This window comes from Dyadobacter luteus (assembly GCF_003383615.1).
GTDB classification, from domain to species: Bacteria; Bacteroidota; Bacteroidia; order Cytophagales; family Spirosomataceae; genus Dyadobacter; species Dyadobacter luteus.
In genome coordinates, this window is the sequence record NZ_QNUL01000006.1 from 94,271 (window position 1) to 113,930 (window position 19,660).

The 19,660-nt window shown below is 42.6% G+C and carries 11 protein-coding genes; 8 read left to right on the top strand and 3 right to left on the bottom strand.

Annotated elements, in window-relative coordinates; translation table 11 throughout:
- Positions 1-25 precede the first annotated feature (25 nt).
- From DSL64_RS10260 to DSL64_RS10275, 4 genes are all read left to right on the top strand, one after another.
- Positions 26-490, top strand: a complete 465-nt coding sequence (locus tag DSL64_RS10260) for a MarR family winged helix-turn-helix transcriptional regulator (protein ID WP_115830671.1) — start codon at positions 26-28, stop codon at positions 488-490.
- Positions 491-561: 71 nt separating this feature from the next.
- Positions 562-1,896: a TolC family protein gene (locus DSL64_RS10265; RefSeq protein ID WP_115830672.1), complete on the top strand. Its 1,335-nt coding sequence runs from the start codon at positions 562-564 to the stop codon at positions 1,894-1,896.
- A gap of 66 nt (positions 1,897-1,962) precedes the next feature.
- Complete coding sequence (locus DSL64_RS10270) at positions 1,963-3,015, top strand: efflux RND transporter periplasmic adaptor subunit (RefSeq protein ID WP_115830673.1); 1,053 nt, start codon at positions 1,963-1,965, stop codon at positions 3,013-3,015.
- 28 nt (positions 3,016-3,043) lie between these two features.
- Positions 3,044-6,175 (top strand): efflux RND transporter permease subunit, encoded by a 3,132-nt coding sequence (locus DSL64_RS10275; RefSeq protein ID WP_115830674.1) that lies wholly within the window; start codon positions 3,044-3,046, stop codon positions 6,173-6,175.
- A gap of 625 nt (positions 6,176-6,800) precedes the next feature.
- On the opposite strand, the gene DSL64_RS10280 is transcribed toward DSL64_RS10275, so the two are convergent.
- From DSL64_RS10280 to DSL64_RS10290, 3 genes are all read right to left on the bottom strand, one after another.
- Complete coding sequence (locus tag DSL64_RS10280) at positions 6,801-7,157, bottom strand: HepT-like ribonuclease domain-containing protein (RefSeq protein ID WP_115830675.1); 357 nt, start codon at positions 7,155-7,157, stop codon at positions 6,801-6,803.
- Positions 7,144-7,434: a nucleotidyltransferase family protein gene (locus DSL64_RS10285; RefSeq protein WP_115830676.1), complete on the bottom strand. Its 291-nt coding sequence runs from the start codon at positions 7,432-7,434 to the stop codon at positions 7,144-7,146. The genes DSL64_RS10280 and DSL64_RS10285 overlap by 14 nt, the downstream gene beginning before the upstream one ends.
- A 61-nt stretch (positions 7,435-7,495) precedes the next feature.
- Positions 7,496-9,580 carry a protein-disulfide reductase DsbD family protein gene (locus tag DSL64_RS10290; protein ID WP_115830677.1) on the bottom strand — a complete coding sequence of 695 codons (2,085 nt, stop codon included), beginning with the start codon at positions 9,578-9,580 and terminating at the stop codon, positions 7,496-7,498.
- Between the two features lie 249 nt (positions 9,581-9,829).
- Here DSL64_RS10290 and argB point away from each other — a divergent pair, with 249 nt between their 5' ends.
- From argB to DSL64_RS10310, 4 genes are all read left to right on the top strand, one after another.
- Positions 9,830-10,618: an acetylglutamate kinase gene (argB, locus tag DSL64_RS10295; RefSeq protein ID WP_115830924.1), complete on the top strand. Its 789-nt coding sequence runs from the start codon at positions 9,830-9,832 to the stop codon at positions 10,616-10,618.
- 347 nt (positions 10,619-10,965) lie between these two features.
- On the top strand, positions 10,966-14,358 hold the full coding sequence (locus DSL64_RS10300; RefSeq protein WP_199539371.1) for a SusC/RagA family TonB-linked outer membrane protein: 3,393 nt from the start codon (positions 10,966-10,968) through the stop codon (positions 14,356-14,358).
- A gap of 28 nt (positions 14,359-14,386) precedes the next feature.
- Positions 14,387-15,988: a SusD/RagB family nutrient-binding outer membrane lipoprotein gene (locus DSL64_RS10305; protein WP_115830678.1), complete on the top strand. Its 1,602-nt coding sequence runs from the start codon at positions 14,387-14,389 to the stop codon at positions 15,986-15,988.
- A 232-nt stretch (positions 15,989-16,220) separates the two neighbouring features.
- Positions 16,221-19,628, top strand: coding sequence for a SusC/RagA family TonB-linked outer membrane protein (locus DSL64_RS10310; protein WP_199539372.1), 3,408 nt, complete (start codon positions 16,221-16,223; stop codon positions 19,626-19,628).
- Positions 19,629-19,660: the final 32 nt, after the last annotated feature.

A 19,660-nucleotide genomic window follows, 5' to 3' on the forward strand; every position in this document is an offset into this window, starting at 1 on the left:
CACAATTCATTCACCCTGACATCCAATGGCGGAAATAAATAAGATAAGAGAAGAAATGAGGAATTCCCTGCAGTTTAAGTTAGGGAATGTGACCAGGCTGGTATTTAAAAAAATGAACTCAGCTCTGATTTCGGAAGGAATTCCGGTTCAGGCGGAGCAGATACCGATATTGATGGTTGTGTATTTTAAAGAGGATAATATTACGCAACAGGATATAGCAAATGTTTTGCAGAAGGATAAGGCTGGTATACAGCGTTCTGTGCAGACTCTGAGCAAAGATGGTTTCCTTAAGATTGAAAGTGATATAGAGGACAAAAGAAAGAATCTGATCTCGGTGACAGCAAGCGGTAAATTTGTATGTGAAAAAATACAGGCGCTGGCAATTGCTTTTCACAGGCAGATTATGGAGTACTATACAGAGGAAGAACAAAAGACCTTACTTTCTCTGCTGAACAGAATGGAAGGAATTATTGAAAAAGTAAATGTTTAAAATAATGGTTGATATATCACCAGTAGATATGTCAACTAAATACAAAAATAGCCACAGAAAATACTAATTAGATGAAAAAGAATCGGGTTGTTTTAATCCTGAGTTTAATGGCCTTCTCGAACACACTTTTAGCACAAACGAAACTGAGCCTTAAAGAGTGTATTGAATATGGACTGAAAAATAACGGTAACGTTAGGTTAGGGAAAATTAAAGAGGGTGTAGCAACACAGCAGGCGCGGGAAGCACTGGCGGGATATCTGCCGCAGGTAAATGCTTCCGGTGCACTGGACGATAACATTAAGCTACAGTCTACAGTTTTGCCTGCAAGCTTTACGGGCGGAACAGAAGATGTACGGGTGGCATTGGGTACGAAGTATTCGACGAACGTAAGCGCTCAGGCAGAACAGGTGATATTTGATCAGGCATTGCTTACAGGTTTGAAAGCCAATAAGCCTAATCTGAAAAATGCAGAGCTGAACTCTCAGAATATTAAAGAGAGCATCATTTACAATGTTGCGAATGATTACTATCAGGTATTTGTAACAACGCAGCAGATCGATTTGCTGAAAGACAATCTGGATAAAACCAGACAAATCCTGGGAACGCTGCAACTGCAACTGGATAACGGAGTGATCAAAAAAGTAGATTATGACCGTACCAAAGTGAGTCTGAATAACATTCAATCACAGCTGACATTGGCAGAAAACAACCTTTCATTGGCGGAAAATCAGTTGAAACTCGATATGGGTATGCCTATGGCTGAAAACATTGAATTGACAGACAACCCTTTGAGTAAACCATTTCAGGTATACCAACCTGGTGCTTTTGATCCTGGGAATCTGACTGCCTACAAATCACAACAGGTTACAATGCAACTGCAGAATATCGAAAAGGATCGGATCAGAGCAGGCTATCTGCCTAAGCTTTCGGTGTATGGCCGTTACGGTATGCAGGCATTGGGCAATAGTCTCGGTGCTTCCTGGGGTAACTGGTTCGGTTTCGGAGCTATCGGTCTCAAATTGAATATCCCCATTTTCGATAGTTTCAAAAGAGACGCGCAATACCGTCAGGCTGATTTGAATCTGATGACACAGCAGGAGCAGTTGAAGCTGAATATGCAGAATTACGAATTCCAGAATAAGAATGCAACCACGCAGCTTCAGAAGGCAAGGCTTAATCTTGCCAACGACGAGGCGAATGTAACGCTTGCCAAGGAGGTGTATGATGTGACCACGCTTCAATATAAAGGCGGAACAATCCCTCTTTCAGATTTACTGAACGCTGAAACGTCCTACAAGGAAGCGCAGAGTAATTATATCAATTCGATGTTGAGTTACTATCAGGCGCAACTTGGAATTGAGCAGTCGCAGGGCTCATTGCTGACATTCTATTCTGAATTACCATAAAGCATCAATCATTAAACCATATACACAGCGGGCGCATAGAGGGCGGGCGCTAAATACTACAAACTCATGAAAAGAAAAATCATCATCATCAGTTCCATTGCCATTATTGGTATTCTGATTGGTTTCAAACTGGTGGCTAATAAGTCGAAGATCGACGCAAAAAATAAAATGCCGGAAAAAACCGGTGTGACTATTCCTGTTACTGTAGCGACAGTGACCGAAGGAAGCACGGATCAGCAGCTGGTACGTACCGGAAACCTGATTCCTTACAAACAAGTGGAGATTATGGCCACTGCAGCAGGTAAGGTAATGGCGGTGAAATATGAGCTGGGATCTTATGTCAATAAGGGAGCTGCTATTGTATCAGTAGACAGCCGTTTAAAGCAATTGTCGCTGGAAGCAACAGAACTGAATATCAATAAGCTGAAAAAAGATACGGATCGTTATACCAAATTGCTTGCAGGAAATGCAGCTACGGAAATTCAGGTAAATGATACGAAATACAGTTACGAAAACGCATTGAATCAGGCCGAGCAGATCAAGCAGCAAATCAGCGATGCATCTGTAGCTGCACCGATCAGCGGTCGTATAATCAAGAAAAACATTGAGCCGGGTGAGTTTGTGAATGTAGGTACTTCATTGGGTACGATCATGGATGTGGCGAGGCTGAAAGTGCAGGTCATGGTGAGTGAAAGTGATGTATATAAACTGAAAGAAGGACAACATGTACAGGTTAAAACAGATGTTTATCCTGACAAAACCATCGACGGTGTTATCTCCTACATTGCTCCTCAGGGTGACGAATCACATAACTATCCGGTTGAAATCGTGATCCAGAATGCAAGTCAATTGAAAGCAGGAACATTTGTAACCGTTTCATTTTTGCAGAAAACGAGTCACCAGGCATTGCTGATTCCACGCAGTTCATTGGTAGAAAGCATCAGAAATCCTTACGTATATGTGATGGAAAACAATGTTGCCAGGAAACGTAAGATCGAAGTAGGACGTGAATTGGGTGATAAGATTGAGGTTTTGTCAGGACTTACTTCCGGTGAAACAGTAATCACAACAGGTCAGATCAATTTGAGTGAAGGCGCGACAGTTCAGGTTGCGAAGTAATTTTTCTCACAGAAATTAAAGATATAATATGTCAATTACAGAAGTAGCCGTAAAAAGACCGCTCTTCATCACAGTAATATTCACTGTGCTGATCCTGTTCGGTGTGATGAGCTATAAACAATTGTCGTATAACTTGTTACCCAAGTTTGAGGCAAATGTTGTCAGCGTGATGACGACCTACCGTGGTGCTGCTGCGGATGAGGTTGAAACCAATGTTACCAAGCATATTGAAGATGCGGTATCAGCGATTGAAGGTTTGGATAAAATCAACTCTACATCTCAGGAAGGGGTTTCATCCGTAATTATTCAGCTGAAACAGGGTGTAAGTGTGGATCTTGCACAGCAGGAAGCCCAAAGGAAAGTAGAGCAAGCCATTTCACTTTTGCCGGATGATGCCGACCGCCCTGTAATCAATAAATTCTCAACAGACGAAATTCCCGTTTTGAGAATGGGGGTTACTGCTAATTTATCTCCGTCAGCTCTTTATGATTTGCTGGATGATAAATTGAAATCACAGCTTTCTAACGTGACTGGTGTGGGACAGGTAACCATCATTGGTGGAACGGAACGTCAGATTCAGGTGAATGTGAGTCAGGAGAAACTGAGAGCCTATAGAATGTCTATTGGGCAGGTTTCGCAGGCGGTTAACAGCGCTAATACTTCATATCCTGCCGGTCAGGTTAAAACGCAGGACGATCAGTTATCGATTCGTTTTGATGCCAAACTGACAACCGTTGAAAATCTTCGGAATGTGATTGTGGGGCGTTCTGCAACGGGTGGTGATGTGTTTTTGAAGGATGTAGCTGAGGTTGTGGACGGCATCGCAGACCAGACAGCCGTGAACCATATCAACGGACGTCCGTCGGTGGCTTTGCAAATTCAGAAGCAATCGGATGCGAATGCGGTGGATGTGAGCCGCCTGACTCGAGAGAGATTGACCAGTCTGGAAAACCAGTATGCCTCTGTTGATCTGAAATTCAATATCGCATCCGACCAGTCTATCTATACATTGGCTTCTGCAGATGCGGTAGTTTTCGACCTTGGTCTTGCGGTTTTGATTGTGTCTATCGTGATGTTGTTGTTCTTGCATAGTTTCCGCAGTTCGATGTTTATTCTGGTTTCGCTGCCATCATCCATGATCCCGACTTTCATTCTGATGAACGCATTAGGATTTTCATTGAATTTGATGACACTGATGGCGCTTTCGCTGGTGGTAGGGATTCTTGTCGATGACTCAATTGTGGTATTGGAAAATATCAACCGCCACCTCGAAATGGGTAAAAATAAACGACAGGCTGCACTGGATGGACGTAGTGAAATCGGGTTTACGGCTTTAGCAATTACGCTTGTAGACGTCGTGGTGTTCGTCCCGTTGGCACTTACTTCAGGTCTGATCGGTAATATATTGAGAGAATTCTCACTGGTCGTTGTATTCTCAACTTTGATGAGTTTGCTTGTTTCATTTACGCTTACTCCATTGCTTGCTTCACGTTTCGGTAAGGTTGAAGTTTTGAACAAAAACAGTTTGTGGGGCAGAATGAATATCGCTTTTGAAAACTTTTTGGACGGTATTAAAGAAGAATATGGAAGAATCCTGACTTGGGTACTGGGGCACAAAAGATACATTTTCATTCTTTCGTTTGCTTTGATCGTAGGCGCCATCGCGCTTGTTCCGGGTGGATTTGTTGGTGCCGCATTTATGCAGCAAAGTGATAGAGGTGAACTGGACGTTACGATTGAAATGGCGCCAACGGTTTCAGTATACCAAACCAATCAGGTGACTCAACAGGTTGAAAAATTGCTTTTGAGCAAGCCCGAAGTTACGAACGTGTTCAGTAATGTGGGTTATAGTAACACCGGTCTGGGTTCGACATCCAATAGTAATATCGCCAGTCTGACCGTGAAAATGGTTGATAAAAAACACAGGACGATTTCTGCTGAGGACTTTGGGATTGACATTCAGAAGGAAATTTTGAAAATACCAGGTGTAAAAGTGACTGTAAGTCCGACTTCTATTACCGGTAATGCTAGTCAGGCTCCGATTCAGGTGGCGATCAAAGGTACTGATATGGCTTTGATCAGAAAGACAGCAGCGGAAGTGAAAGACATTGTATCTTCTGTACCCGGAACACAAAATGTAGATTACTCCGTAGATGATCCGAAGCCTGAAGTGGGCGTTTCTCTGGATCGTGAGAAAATGGCGCAATTAGGGATCAACGCTGCGGAAGTGGGCGTGGCATTGCAAACAGCATTCAGAGGTGACGACCGTTCGAAGTTCAAACAAAATGGTAAGGAATACGACATCATGATCAGTCTGGATAAGTTCGATCGCTCGAAAGCAGAAGATATCAGCAGACTTACTTTTGTAAATACCAAAGGACAAACATTTGAACTTTCGCAGTTTGCAACGGTGAAAGAAGGTATGGGAGAAAGTGTGTTGCAACGTATTGATCGCTTGTCTTCGATTTCTGTAAATTCCCAGGCGATTGGCCGCCCTTCAGGTTCGATAGGTGCTGATATTCAGAAGAAAATGGAAACATTTAAGCTTCCTGAGGGAATATCTATTGAATATGGTGGCGACCTGAAAAATCAGGCAGATGCGTTTGGCAGTCTTGGGGTGGCGTTGATCCTTGGTATCGTGCTCATTTATCTGATCATGGTGGCGTTGTACGAAAGTTTGGTTTATCCTTTCGTGGTATTGTTCTCCATTCCGGTTGCATTGGTTGGGGCACTTACGGCTCTTGCACTTACGATGGAAAGTTTGACGATATTCTCAATCGTGGGTATGATCATGCTACTGGGACTTGTAGCGAAGAATGCAATCCTGATTGTCGATTTTACTAATCAGCTTAAGGAAGAAGGACATGGCCTGAAAGCAGCATTAATTGAAGCCGGGAAAGAACGTCTGCGTCCGATTTTGATGACAACCATTGCCATGGTGGCAGGTATGCTCCCAATCGCGCTTGCATCCGGCGACGGTGCTGAGGTGAAGAATGGTATGGCCTGGGTGATTATCGGCGGTCTTACAAGTTCTTTATTACTGACATTGTTCCTGGTTCCGGCGGTATACTATGTGGTAGATAAGCTGAAAGAACGTTTCGCAAAAAGAGCAAAGAAGAAGAATAAAGAAAGGGAAGAGGAGTTTGCACTGGAAGCGTAATTCCGGGACTCTTATTAAAAATGAAAACGATGCTTGTTGGTTCAGGCATCGTTTTCATTTTTTAGCTGATAGCGATGAGCTTTTAACCCTCACTTGGAAGATATTCAACCCTTCCAGGGTTGACCGAAGGATACGGATTTTGGCATCCTCCCCGGGTTTCACCTGGCGTTATTCATGTTGAAGCCCTCCGGGCTTCTTGCTGTACTTTAGTCCTTACCGCATGGCTACCATTAAAAATGATGCGTGAAATCTTTTTTTAATGTTTGAGAGTATGCATCATCCCATAGGGATAAAACATGAATAGCCCCGGATGCAATCCGGGTGATGATGTGTTGGTAACCTGTTACATCAACCCTGGAAGGGTTGAATGTTTTATATGAAATTACATTATTACATTCTGTGCTTCGGATCTCTTCCTTTCAATCGGAAGAAGATATTCAACCCTTCCAGGGTTGTCCGAAGGATTTGGATATTGCGATTCCCCTGGTTTCACCCGGCGTTATTCGGATTGGAGCCCTTCGGGCTTCTTGCTGTACTTTAGTCCTTACCCGCATGGCTACCAGTAAAAATGATGCGCGAAATCTTCGTTTAGATATATAAGAACTTTTAGATATCGTCTTTCAGGCTACAGTTTGGGATATACTTCAGCTAAGATGTTTTGTATCAAGATTTTTAATTCGGGGATTTTATTTTGGACGATATCCCATACCAATTCAAGGTCGATTCCAAAATATTCATGAGTGAGAAAGTTTCTGAAACCCACAATTCTTCTCCATTCTACACTTGGAAATTTTAGCTTTAAATTCTCATCAACGTGGTTAGCAGCTTCGCCTATAATTTCCAATTGTCGTTCAACAGCAAACCTTACGAGATGATCATCGTAGAGATCCTGTTTAACTTTGTTGTTTAGAAAACTTTCAATGTAGGTGATGGCTTCTAATATGTGTAGAAGTCTGACTTGATCCGCGTTAGCTCCTTTCATAAATCATTTTCTTCTCCTTTTCAATAGAAGGTTTTACGAACGGAGAAAGACCATTTGAGCTAACGAGATCTACTCTGGTATTGAGGATTGCAGAAAGCTCTTCCTGCATTTCCATGAAAACAAAATAGTCGGCACCATTCTCATAATCCAGATCAACAAGGATATCAATATCACTTTGACCACTTTGCTCATTTCTGGCAAAGGATCCAAAAACGTACGCACGCTTCACGGGCTTGGATGAAAAGTATTCAGCAGCCTTTTGAGTAAGTTGTTGCATAGTACCAAAGTTTACAAAAGCAAGATACGAAATCTTTAGTGTCAACGCCTGATGTATACGATCACTTCTTCGCAAACTCTGCCTTTCCGCTATCCAGGAATTTCGCGAAGCTGGCTGCGCTGCGATCATAGTTTTTAGGAGCTACCAATAGGTTTCCTTCATGATCTACAAGGCAATAATGAGGTTGTGCATTGTTGTTGTATTTCACAATCTGAAGATCTGCATTCTGTGCACCGATTGTCTTTTTGACTTTATTGTCATAAGACGAAGTGTACCATTCTGCTTCCGGTAATTCAGTTTTGTCATCCACATATAAAGCTACAATCACATAGTCATTCTGAAGTCTTTTCAATACTTCCGGCTCCGGCCACACGCGTGCTTCCATTTCACGGCAGTTTACACAACCATGTCCGGTGAAATCTATGAAAACTGGTTTGTTGACTTTCTTAGCATGAGCCAACGCCTCTTTCAGATCAAAGAAACCATCCAGATCATGTGGTAAATGAAACAGATCACCATATTTTTTTGAAACGGTCGAAGGCTCCTTCAGTGCTCCTGTTGCACGTTTGCTCAAATCAAAATCAATTGTAGATTGTGGCGGCAGGTAACCGGCAAGTGCTTTCAAAGGCGCTCCCCACATGCCGGGAATCATATAAATCACGAAAGTGAAAGTGACGATAGATAACAACAGTCGTGGTACACTCACTTTTTCCAATGGAGAATCATGCGGAGTTCTGATTTTTCCCAACAGATAAAAACCTAACAGACCAAAAATCGCTATCCAGAATGCCAGATAAACTTCGCGGTCGAGCAGCCTCCAGTGGTATACCTGATCAGCAATACTGAAAAACTTAAGTGCCAGGGCAAGTTCCAGGAAGCCTAAAACAACCTTGACAGTATTTAACCAGCCACCGGATTTAGGTAATGATTTCAACCATTGTGGAAATAATGCAAACAGGGTAAATGGAATAGCAAATGCAGCTGAAAATGCAGCCATACCGATAATCGGTTTCACCACTTCGCCACCGGCAGAGGCTACCAAAAGGCTTCCTACGATTGGACCTGTGCAGGAGAATGAAACCAGTACCAAAGTAAATGCCATAAAGAAAACACCTGCATATCCTCCTTTGTCGGCGCGGGCATCCATTTTGTTTACAAAACCGCTTGGAAGTACAATTTCAAACAGGCCCAGGAATGACAAGCCGAAAACGAAGAAGATGGCAAAGAATAGCAAATTCGGGAACCAGTGTGTACTCAGGAAGTTGGCAAATGCCGGTCCGTTGATGCGCGAAACCACTGTTCCGATCAGTGTATATATAAGGATAATAGAAATGCCGTATACCAGCGCTTTCACTTTGCCACCTTCCTGATTGGTAAAATAACTTACCGTCATAGGAATAATAGGAAATACGCAGGGGGTCAGTAACGCGACCAGACCCGAAAGAAAAGCAGCCAGGGCAAATCCCCAAAGTGATCCGTCTCCTGTACTTTCCGTTGTGTTGCCTTCGCTTTGAATGGTAGAGACAGCCGTGCTGGAATCAGTGGTGGCAGCCAAAGCTTCGTTGTCATCCGTTGCAGCCGAATCTGCACCGGCCACCTCTTCAGATGGAGCTGTTGCTACTGTTGCTTCTGTATTACTATCAGTTGAATTTTCTGTCGAGCCAGCGATAATTTTCAATCCCTTAAATTCGAAATCCTGGTTTCCCGGAATACAAAGTCCCGAAGTGTGGCTGCAAGTCTGGTATTCTGAACTTCCTTTGATCACCGGATTGTCTTCCAGGATCTTTACAGTCTGTTTGAAAACAGCTTTTTTATCGAAGTAACGTACATTACCTCCCCAGATCTCCTCAAATTTCTGCTTGGGATTTTGAGGTTTCAGTTTACCTACGACTTCAAAAGTTTTATTTTTCTCAAAAGCGAATGTCGTCAGCATGGGACCCAGATCCGGATCGAAATCAGAAGAATAGATATACCAGTCGTTATCAAGGACGGCTGTGAAAACCAGATCTACCGTTTCACCTTTCTTTATCTCATTTTTGGAGAAGGTGTAAGTCCAGTGTGCTTTATCTTTTTGAATTCCCTGAGCAAATGACAGATTTCCTGCTAAAGCAAACAGGCCGAGGAGAAATGAAAAATAACGGTTCATATATGGTAACTTAATTAATCGCAACGACTGACAGAATTTCAAAGAGTAAACTTAGAGTATATTGTCCTGATCACAGTAATTCAACGTTATTTTTAAGAAAAAATTCATTGTGCCGTCGGCTGCTAGGTAGGAATAATGCTATTGTACCACCGGAAGCGATTCGTATTGCCGGGGCTTAATTTCATTTTATACTTCATTCGGGATGCGTTAACTTTGGTGATTCAAAAACAAGAGAATATACCGGAAATCATGCCACAACCATTATACGTAGTTAAAATCGGAGGAAATGTAATTGACAATGCTGAAGCCTGCACCCGCTTCTTAAAGAGTTTTGCGGGACTTGCTGCGAAGAGTATACTTGTGCATGGGGGAGGGAAAGTGGCAACGCAAATGGCATCCCGTTTACAGATTGAAACGCAGATGGTAGACGGGCGCCGGATTACGGATAAGGCAATGCTGGATGTAGTGACGATGGTATATGGCGGACTTGTAAATAAAAATCTGGTAGCTCAGCTTCAATCGTATGGCTGCAACGCAATCGGGCTGACCGGAGCTGACGGAGGCATCATCCGTTCAGTCAAGAGACCGGTTAAAACGATTGACTACGGCTATGTAGGAGATATTGAAGAAGTCGATGATAGACAAATTGAAGCGTTGCTTGCAAGTAGCCTTATTCCTGTTATCGCTCCGCTGACGTATAGCGCTGAAGGGTTGCTTTTGAATACAAATGCCGATACAATGGCATCCGCAACTGCTGTAGCGATGGCACAAACCGCTGAAGTGAAGCTGATTTACTGCTTTGAAAAAAAAGGTGTTTTAACTGACGTAGAGGATGATAACTCTGTGATTGCTTCGTTAACTCCCGAGACCTACGCGCATTACCTCGACTCAGGGGTAATTAATAAGGGAATGATTCCAAAGCTTGATAATGCTTTTGCAGCCCTGGAGCAAGGCGTTTCACAGGTAATTATTTGTCATGCAGATGAACTGGACCAGGCGATTGCTGGGGAGGCTGGGACAACGCTTTCTCTCGTATAATTCTCTCCCTGCTTTGAGGAGTAGTTCATGGATGGATATTGTATGGGTATTCTATTTATGGATTATTTAAATAAAAAATAGTTTTATTTTTAAATATTGATTTTGTCTTATGGTTTTGGGGATAATTGAAATTATCCTTTGTGATGTCTGTTGCAGGCAATAGAAAATTTGGGCAATCCAAATGATGTGCCGATGTTGTTATGGTTGTTATGAAAAGAAAATTAATGAATCAAATAATAGTTATTAAAATAATTTATTAATTTGGTGCCATAATTCTCTTTTTTATCAATGTTTATGGTCATTGTTTAGAAAGAGGTAAAAATTCACTATAACCTCAATAAAATTCTATGCGAAATTTTTTACTCAGACTTATTATCCTGATGATAGTAAGTGCCCCCGTATTCGCTCAAACGATTACCGGGAAGGTGACTACAGCATCAGATGGACAGCCTCTTCCGGGTGTATCTGTTCTTGTGAAGGGTACAAGCGCAGGAACTACAACGGATGCTGGTGGTCAGTTCAGTATTTCTGCTGCTTCCGGCAGTACGCTCATCGCTTCTTTTATTGGTTTTCAAGCTAAAGAAGTAGTTATTGGAAACCAAACCGTCATTGAAATTGCTCTTGTAGAAGATGCAACCCAGCTTGGAGAAGTGGTGGTAACTGCACTTGGTATTAAAAGGGAATCTAAATCGATTGGGTATTCAGCTCAGAAAATCGAAGCAAGAGAATTTACCAAAGCAAGCCCTCCTGATCTGGCTTCAGGTTTGATGGGTAAGTCGGCGGGGCTTAACATCTCTGCAACCAACGGTGTACAAGGTGGTTCACAACGTATCGTGATCAGAGGGAATAACAGTATTCTTGGGAGTAACCAACCTCTGATCGTTATTGACGGAATCCAGGTTACGAACGACCCTATTGGCGGCAAACAGGGAAAAAGTGATGATGTGACGAGTCCGAAAGATTGGGGATCATTCCTGAATTTTCTGAATCCTGATGAAATCGAAGATATTACTGTATTGAAGGGGGCTAATGCTGCTGCACTTTACGGAGCACGCGGCGCGAATGGTGTAATCCTTATTACCAACAAGCGTGGAGGAAAGAAGCCTGGCCTGGGATTGGATTATAACTTCTCGACACTATCCACAAGTGCATACCGTTACATGGATGTGCAAAATGAGTACGGATATGGCGCAGCTTCAGCACTATGGTCTGCAACACAACCTTTCCCAACTACAGCGGACGGACAACCTCGTTACCCTGGTAACTATGCATGGGATGCGCAGGATGTAAACAACAACTACCGTAGCGGTGGACCTGTTCCGGGAGGTTACCAATCCTGGGAATTGTTCAGCTGGTATGGTCCTGCTGCTTCATGGGGACACAAACTGGACGGTACTGAAATTCAGTGGTGGGATGGAACTAAACGTTCATGGAGCCCTCAACCGGATAACCGTAAAGCATTTTTCCGCAAAGGAAACACCACAACGCACAACCTTTCTTTCAGTGGAGGTGGTGAATTCGGTACTATTCGTGTAGGTCTTACTCGCCTGGACAACAAAGCGATTGTTCCGAACAGCGATTATAACCAGACCAACGTAAATCTTGGATCTTCATTGACGATCTCTAAAAAGGTGAAGGCTGATGTAACAGCGAGTTATACAAACTATACGCGTTTGAATACCCCGGAAGCAGCAGGTGATAACGGCTGGACCAACTTTATGATCCATGGTATGTCACGTGACTACAAGCCCTTGGAACTGGATACTTATAAGTTGGCTGACGGTAGCAAAAACTTCTTTGACCGCACATCCAAATTCGGATACTATCCTTACAATAACAATGCATTTAAGGATATGTTCTGGAAAGTATTTGAAAACAACCAGCGTCTGACAAGAAATCAGCTTCTGGGATCCGTTAAACTTTCTGCTGACGTTACTCCATGGTTGAACCTGAGTGGTCGCACATCTATCAGTCAGGCCAATACCAATATTGAAAGCAAATATACTCCTACTGACGTGGCAGGTATAGAAGGTCAGTATGGTCTGGAAAATGTGAATAACCAGGATGTAAACTTTGAAGGTTTTGCTTCAGCGCATAAGGACAATATCTTCGGATCTAAATTCAATGCAAGTATCCTTGTAGGTTCATCTGCATTGAGAAGCAGAAGTCATGGTGTGAATAACTGGAACAATGGGCCTTTCTCTGTTCCAAACAAATATTACCTGGGTAACTTTATCGATAGAACTAAATTTACTATTGAGGAAACACGTTACGGCATGAACCTGAACTCTCTGTTTGGTATCATTGATCTTTCCTATAACAACTATCTGTTTCTGCAGGTGACGGGCCGTAATGACTGGTCATCTACACTTCCAGTTGCAACAGCCTCTTATTTCTTCCCGTCGGCAAGTTTGAGTTATGTATTCTCAGAGGCTATTCCGGCATTGAAAGATCAGAATGTGTTGAGCTATGGTAAGTTCAAGCTGTCTGCAGCACAAAGTGCAAATGGTACTAATCCTTACCAGACTCAGTATACCTATAATGCCGGCGTTATTTCAAACACGGTTGATGGTGCTGTGCCTGCAGCATTCGGAGGTGTTCCTGTTCGTCGTCTGCAAACTACTTTGCCTCCGGGAGCATTGCTGGAGCCTCAGCGTAATAAATCGTATGAGATCGGTGCTGAACTGGGTTTTCTTCAGAATAAGCTGAATCTTGAATTTACTTACTATTCTTCAAAAGCAACAAGTCAGATTCTTGAATCAGCTATTGCGACTTCTTCAGGAGCTTCAAAAGTTCGCTTCAATACCGGAGAGTTAGCTAATAAAGGTTTTGAGTTTATAGTAAGAGCAACACCGATACAGTCCACCAATCTACGTTGGGATGTGACTTTGAATGGTGCTCACAACCAGAACAAGGTTATTTCTCTTGCAGATGGCATTGATCGTTACGAAATCGCCAACATGTGGGGAAATAACGGTGCAGCGATGTATGTTACTGCCGGCCAGAACTACGGTACGATTTATGGCTATGACTACACTTATCTGAATGGTAAAAAAGTTGTAAAAAGAGTGCTTGATACAAGCGATCCTACAAAAGTGGTGGGTACACAATATGTAACAACTGCTGATCCTGTTGCAATCGGTAATACAACGCCCAAGCTGACCGGGGGACTTGGTAATACCATTCGTTACAAGAATGTAAGCCTTTATGTTTTGGCTGATTTCAAGATAGGTGGAGACTTATTCTCAGCTGACTACGGTGCTTCAATTGCGCACGGTTTGTCACCGGAAACATTGAAGGAAAGAAACGGAGGAGGTTTGCCTTATACTTACCCTGACGAAAGCACTGCAAACCACGGTGTAATTATTGATGGGGTGTTTGCAGACGGTACGCCGAATACAGATGTTGTTCACTACCTGTACAAATACCTGGGTTCTCATGGTGGCTGGTCCAACGTGAACGTAATCCCGCGCAGCAATCAGGTGTTCACCAATTCATGGGCAAAAGTACGTGAGGTAACGCTGACTTACTCTGTACCCTCTGAAATCGTGAAACGTACCAAATTCCTTCAGGGACTTGATATTTCGTTTGTAGGCCGTAACCTGTTCTACATCTTTACTACGCTGCCTGAGAACATGAATCCGGAAGCGATCAACGGAACAGGTAATGCACAAGGTTTCCAGTGGTCTCAGTTCCCGGGAACACGCGACCTGGGTTTCTCTATCAAAGCAAGACTATAAGCGAACGGCTAAAATTTATTGAAGAAATATGAAAATTATATCAAAAATATCAGGTGTTGCTTTGGTTGCTTTGCTGTTATCAGTAACCTCATGCAAAAACGATTTTGAATCTATCAACGATCCTTGGGATCAGCCGACGAGCGCATCCACTCCCGAGATTTTTAATGCGGTGGTGAGCTCTCTGCCACTAACGGGAGGAGAGCAATCGGTGATGAACTCCTGGTTGTATCCGATTACGCAACAAGCAACGGTTGTTGGTAGTGCCTATCCGTTTAACAATGCGAACGGGGCTTTGTGGGAAAACTATTATTACACGCTGGGCAATGTTCGTATTCTGGAAGATCGTATTGCCAAAAGTGCCGATCCTGCCTCTATGAACAACTTGTCGGCTATGATCAAGACGATTATGGCCTACAAATCCTTCAAGATGACCAATTATTTTGGTTCCTTACCTTATAAGGATGCGGGTTATGCTGCTCTTGCAGGAGAAAAGGGGACTCAGGTATACAAAGCTGTGTATAATACTCAGGAAGAGATTTACACAGATATTCTGGCGAATCTGAAATGGTCAGTAGATAACTTCAGTACGAATGCAAATCAGGTAAGCCTGGGTTCTTATGAAACACTTTTCAAAGGTGATATCAGTGCCTGGGTTAAATTTGCAAATAGTCTGCGTTTATACATAGCCGTAACGATGTATGATAAAAATACGGCGCTAGCTACGACCCACATTACCGAAGCGCTTGCGAAACCTTTGTTGGATAGTAATGTTGGAATGTGGCCAAGCAATATCACCGGGCTGACTTTCCAGTGGAGAGAATGGTCTTTCTCTGCTAACTGTTACCTGCGTTTCGGATCTACCATGTGGAATCTGATGGCGTCCAATGAAAATCCTGATGGTAGCGGTATTTTCGATCCTCGTGCAAAAGTGTTCTATGAGTCGAATAATGCAGGAACCTGGGCAGCTTATCCACAAAACCCAACTGCTAATACGCGCTCAGAAGGTGGACTTCCTTATGATAAAAAACGCTATACTGATTGGGCAAATAAGGGCGCGGGTAATTTGTATTCTCCTTTCAACCTTTACTTTGAGCAGGATATTACTTCTATTCCCGAATTGATTCTGACAAAAGCACAGGTTCATTTTATTAAGGCTGAAGTGTATAACCGTGGGTTGGGTGTGGCTGCAAATGCAGCAACCGCCAAAACAGAATATGAAGCAGGTATCAAATCTTCTGTGGATATGTGGAAGGGAATTGCAGTTGCTTCTCCGGTATGGGTAGTAAACAAACCTGCAGCAGCTACAGCCACTACTGCAGAGATGACGGCTTTACTTGCTGCTCCGGCGGTTGCCTACAATACGGCAAGCCTCAGTACAGCACTAAAGCAGATCTATGCACAGTTGTGGATTGATCAGTTCCGTCAGCCATGGGATTCATGGACATTGAAGAGAAGAACAGGTGACTTGACGCCTATGGCAACCTCCAATACACAGTTTTATCAAACCAACTTCGGATCATTCCAAAGATTTGTTTATCCGGGTACAGAGCAACAATATAACGGTGATAACTGGAAACTGGCTATGGGTGGTTCAGATAGTGAGTCTACCAAACTTTGGATCACTAAGTAATACAGTAATCCCTTCTTAGGTAATATCAAACAGAGACTACTTTTTGTGGTCTCTGTTTGGTTTGCAACTATTTAAATAACAATTATTTAGTGTTAAATTACTGTTTATTAATTTTTCTATTACTTTAAACTGAATTGCCGTGACACAGAGGAAATAGTACAATTTTAATTTTTCAAAATCAGGCCATGAGATAAGGTTACAAATAACCCGCTCGTAAACAATTTTTAAACTTATGAAGAATCATTTACCATCATCATCTAAAAAAAGGATGACCCGGTTGGCAGTGCAGCAAATGCTTGTCGCCCTTGCGTTGGCTACTCCGCTTACAGCGAGCGCCGACTCCTTTAAGATTTTAGAATCGACACGTACCCAATCGGCAGTCGATATCGCGATTTCCGGGAAAATTACAGACGGAGAAACAGGAGAGGGGCTTCCTGGTGTTAACATCGTAGTAAAAGGATCTACAACCGGTACCACAACCGATGCCAGCGGTAGATACAAAATCAATGTTCCTTCCAAATCATCTGTATTGATATTCAGCTTCGTAGGATATCTCCGCCAGGAAGTACCCGTTGCTGATTTACAGACTATTGACATAGCTTTGAAACCAGATAACAACGCACTGAATGAAGTAGTTGTAACAGGTTTCGGAGATCGTAGCAAAAGGAGCTTGGGATATAGCACGACAACTGTAGAAGGAGACGAAATAAGACGTGCTTCTACAATCAACCCGGTTTCGGCTTTGCAGGGAATGGTTCCTGGTCTTCAAATCCAACCAGGTATTGGTGGACCACAGGCTACACCAAGATTCATGATTCGTGGTAGCGCATCTTTAAATCCTTACCGTAATCAGCCACTTATTGTTGTGGATGATATTGTTATGGAGCAGGATGTTGTAGCTCATAATACAGGAGCAGAACAGGATTTTGGGAATATACTTAAAGATATAAGTCCTGATGAAATCGAATCTGTGAACGTACTTAAAGGTGGGGCTGTAACTGCATTGTACGGAAGCCGTGCCAATAATGGAGTAATTCTTATCAAGACAAAGAATGGGATTGTTAAGAAGGGGCTTGGAGTAAGTGTATCACATACCACGATTTGGGATAAAGCTTATCGTACCGCAGATTTTCAAAATCAGTTTGGAGCAGGAGATTATAGCGGGGATTTTATAACAAATGCAGCCGGAGAGCTGGCGATGAACCCCAACACTTATGGTTACAACTTCGGTCCGGAAATGACGGGACAGACAGTTAGGGATATAACGGGGCAATTAATACAAAACAACCCACGTCCAAATAACATCCTGGATGTTTTTCGTGTAGGAGTTACGAATAACACCAACGTGAGTGTATCGGGTGGAACAGAAAATGGGACATTCCGTTTTTCTTACTCCCGTAACAATTCAACTGGTGTAACGCCGAACAACGAATTTGGGCGTCATAGCTTAAACTTGCGTGCTACTCAGAAATTACTTGGGAAAGTCACTTTGGATGGAAATGTAACATACGTAAGGAGTAACTCTTATAATCCGTCGAATCAAGGTAGTGACGGTATCCTCCGGAATTTTGCTTACGGTGGTACGCGTAACTATGATACCAAATATTGGTTAAAAAATTATATCTCTGAAAAAGGTGGTTCTGAAAAGGAAAGAGATTTAAGTGGACTTTCTCAATCAGCATGGTATACCTTGTTTGAAGACAAAGCCCTTCAAACAGATGATAACCTCAGAGGTAGCATAGACTTGAGAGTTCCTATTGTGAAGGGTCTGGATTTTCAGGGTATAGCGAGTATCAATTATCTAGGTACTAATTTTGAAAAGAAAAAGAGAGGTAGAGATGATGGATTTGCAAATCCATACTATGAAACTTCGGTAGGAAATACCACCGTTGGCAGATACAGAGGTATTCTGAATTACAATATCGCTGTGAATAACTTCGATTTTATGATACAGGGTGGAGGAGAATTGAATACATCTAAGTCAAAATCAGCAAGATTATGGACAGATGGTGGTATTCTTCCTGATGTTTACCGGATTAGCAATACGAAAAACCCAGCAAAGGGTTCAGAAACAGGTCCAAGAGAAACGCAGAATGCATCTGCATTTTTTCAGGGCAGTGCAACCTATAAAAACTATCTAACCTTAAATGTCTACGGACGGAACGATTGGAGTTCAACCCTGGTGTACAATGATGCACATGGAAATTACTCTTATTTCTACCCGGGAGCCGACATATCATGGATATTTACGGATTCTTTTCAAAACAGGTTGCCGTCTATGTTTGACTATGGTAAGCTGAGAGTATCCTATGTTGCAGTTGGGAACGGTACAGATCCTTATATGGCTAATACAGGTGCATATGGAGCTAACGGTCCTTACGTAGATAATGCAGGAAACTCAATTCCCAACTATCAATATCAATCGAATACCCTGCCTAATCAGGATCTGAAACCTGAACGTACCAATAAATTTGAGACTGGTGTAGAATTGAAAATGTTCCGTAATAAAATCGGAGTTGATTTTACTTATTACTCTCAGGATACCAAAGATCAGATTATCGAATTTGGAGTTCCTTCGTCATCCGGTGTAGATCGTGCTCTTATCAATGGTGGTGTTGTGCGTAACCGTGGAGTTGAGATTTTGCTATCAGCAACACCAGTACAAACTAAGAATTTTTCATGGAAAACGTATATTAATTATACACGGAACAGAAATACTGTACTAGAGCTTCCATTCGGTTTACAATATACTAGCCTGGGCGGTGGAGATGGCTACGAAGCTGTAGCGAAAGTTGGAGGAGAGTATGGTACTATTATCGCTCCATACGCTTATGCTAAATATCAGGCAACCGGAGCGGACGGTAGTCCGATAGATAGTCCTTTAAATGGGATGAAAGTATTGAGAGCGGCGAGTAACAGTTCTACATTGTATGTTCGTGCTGCTAACTACGTGCAGGGACAAGACAAGTCTCCGGCACTTGGTTCAATCGTTCCTAAATTTTTGGGAAGCTGGAGGAATACGTTCAGCTATAAAAACTTTCAGCTTAATGTGATGTTGGATTCTAAGTTTGGTGGTAAAATATTCTCTACGACAACAGATTTAGGTCAATGGCTAGGGAATACCAAAAGTACATTGCCTGGAAGAACTACAGAACTTGGGGGAATTAGTTATACTAATGCAGCGGGTCAGGAAAGAACTGACGGTATTATCTCAGATGGAGTTTATCAACAAGGAACAAGCGTTACAGGTCTTGATGGTAAAACCTATGACTTGTCTGGTATGACACATCAGGAAGCGTATGATAAGGGTATTGTTCGGCCGACACGCGCATTTGCTTATTATGTGAATGGACACAGCTGGGGTAATGGTATTCGTGAGGATGCCATCTTTACATCATCATGGGTATCTCTGCAACAAGTTAGTATAGGGTATGATTTACCTCAGAACGTAGCTAAGAAATTCTATTTGGGAGCTTTACGTGCCTCGCTTGTAGGGAACAACCTATTGTATTTGTATAACAGTGCAAAGGATGGTGTAAACCCAATGAATTTAAATGGTACTGGTTCGGGAGCCATGACAGAAACATCGGGTATGCCATATATCCGCAGTATGGGCTTTACGATCAATGGTAGTTTCTAAATACTGCTGAGTACTTAAACTTTTAAATTGAT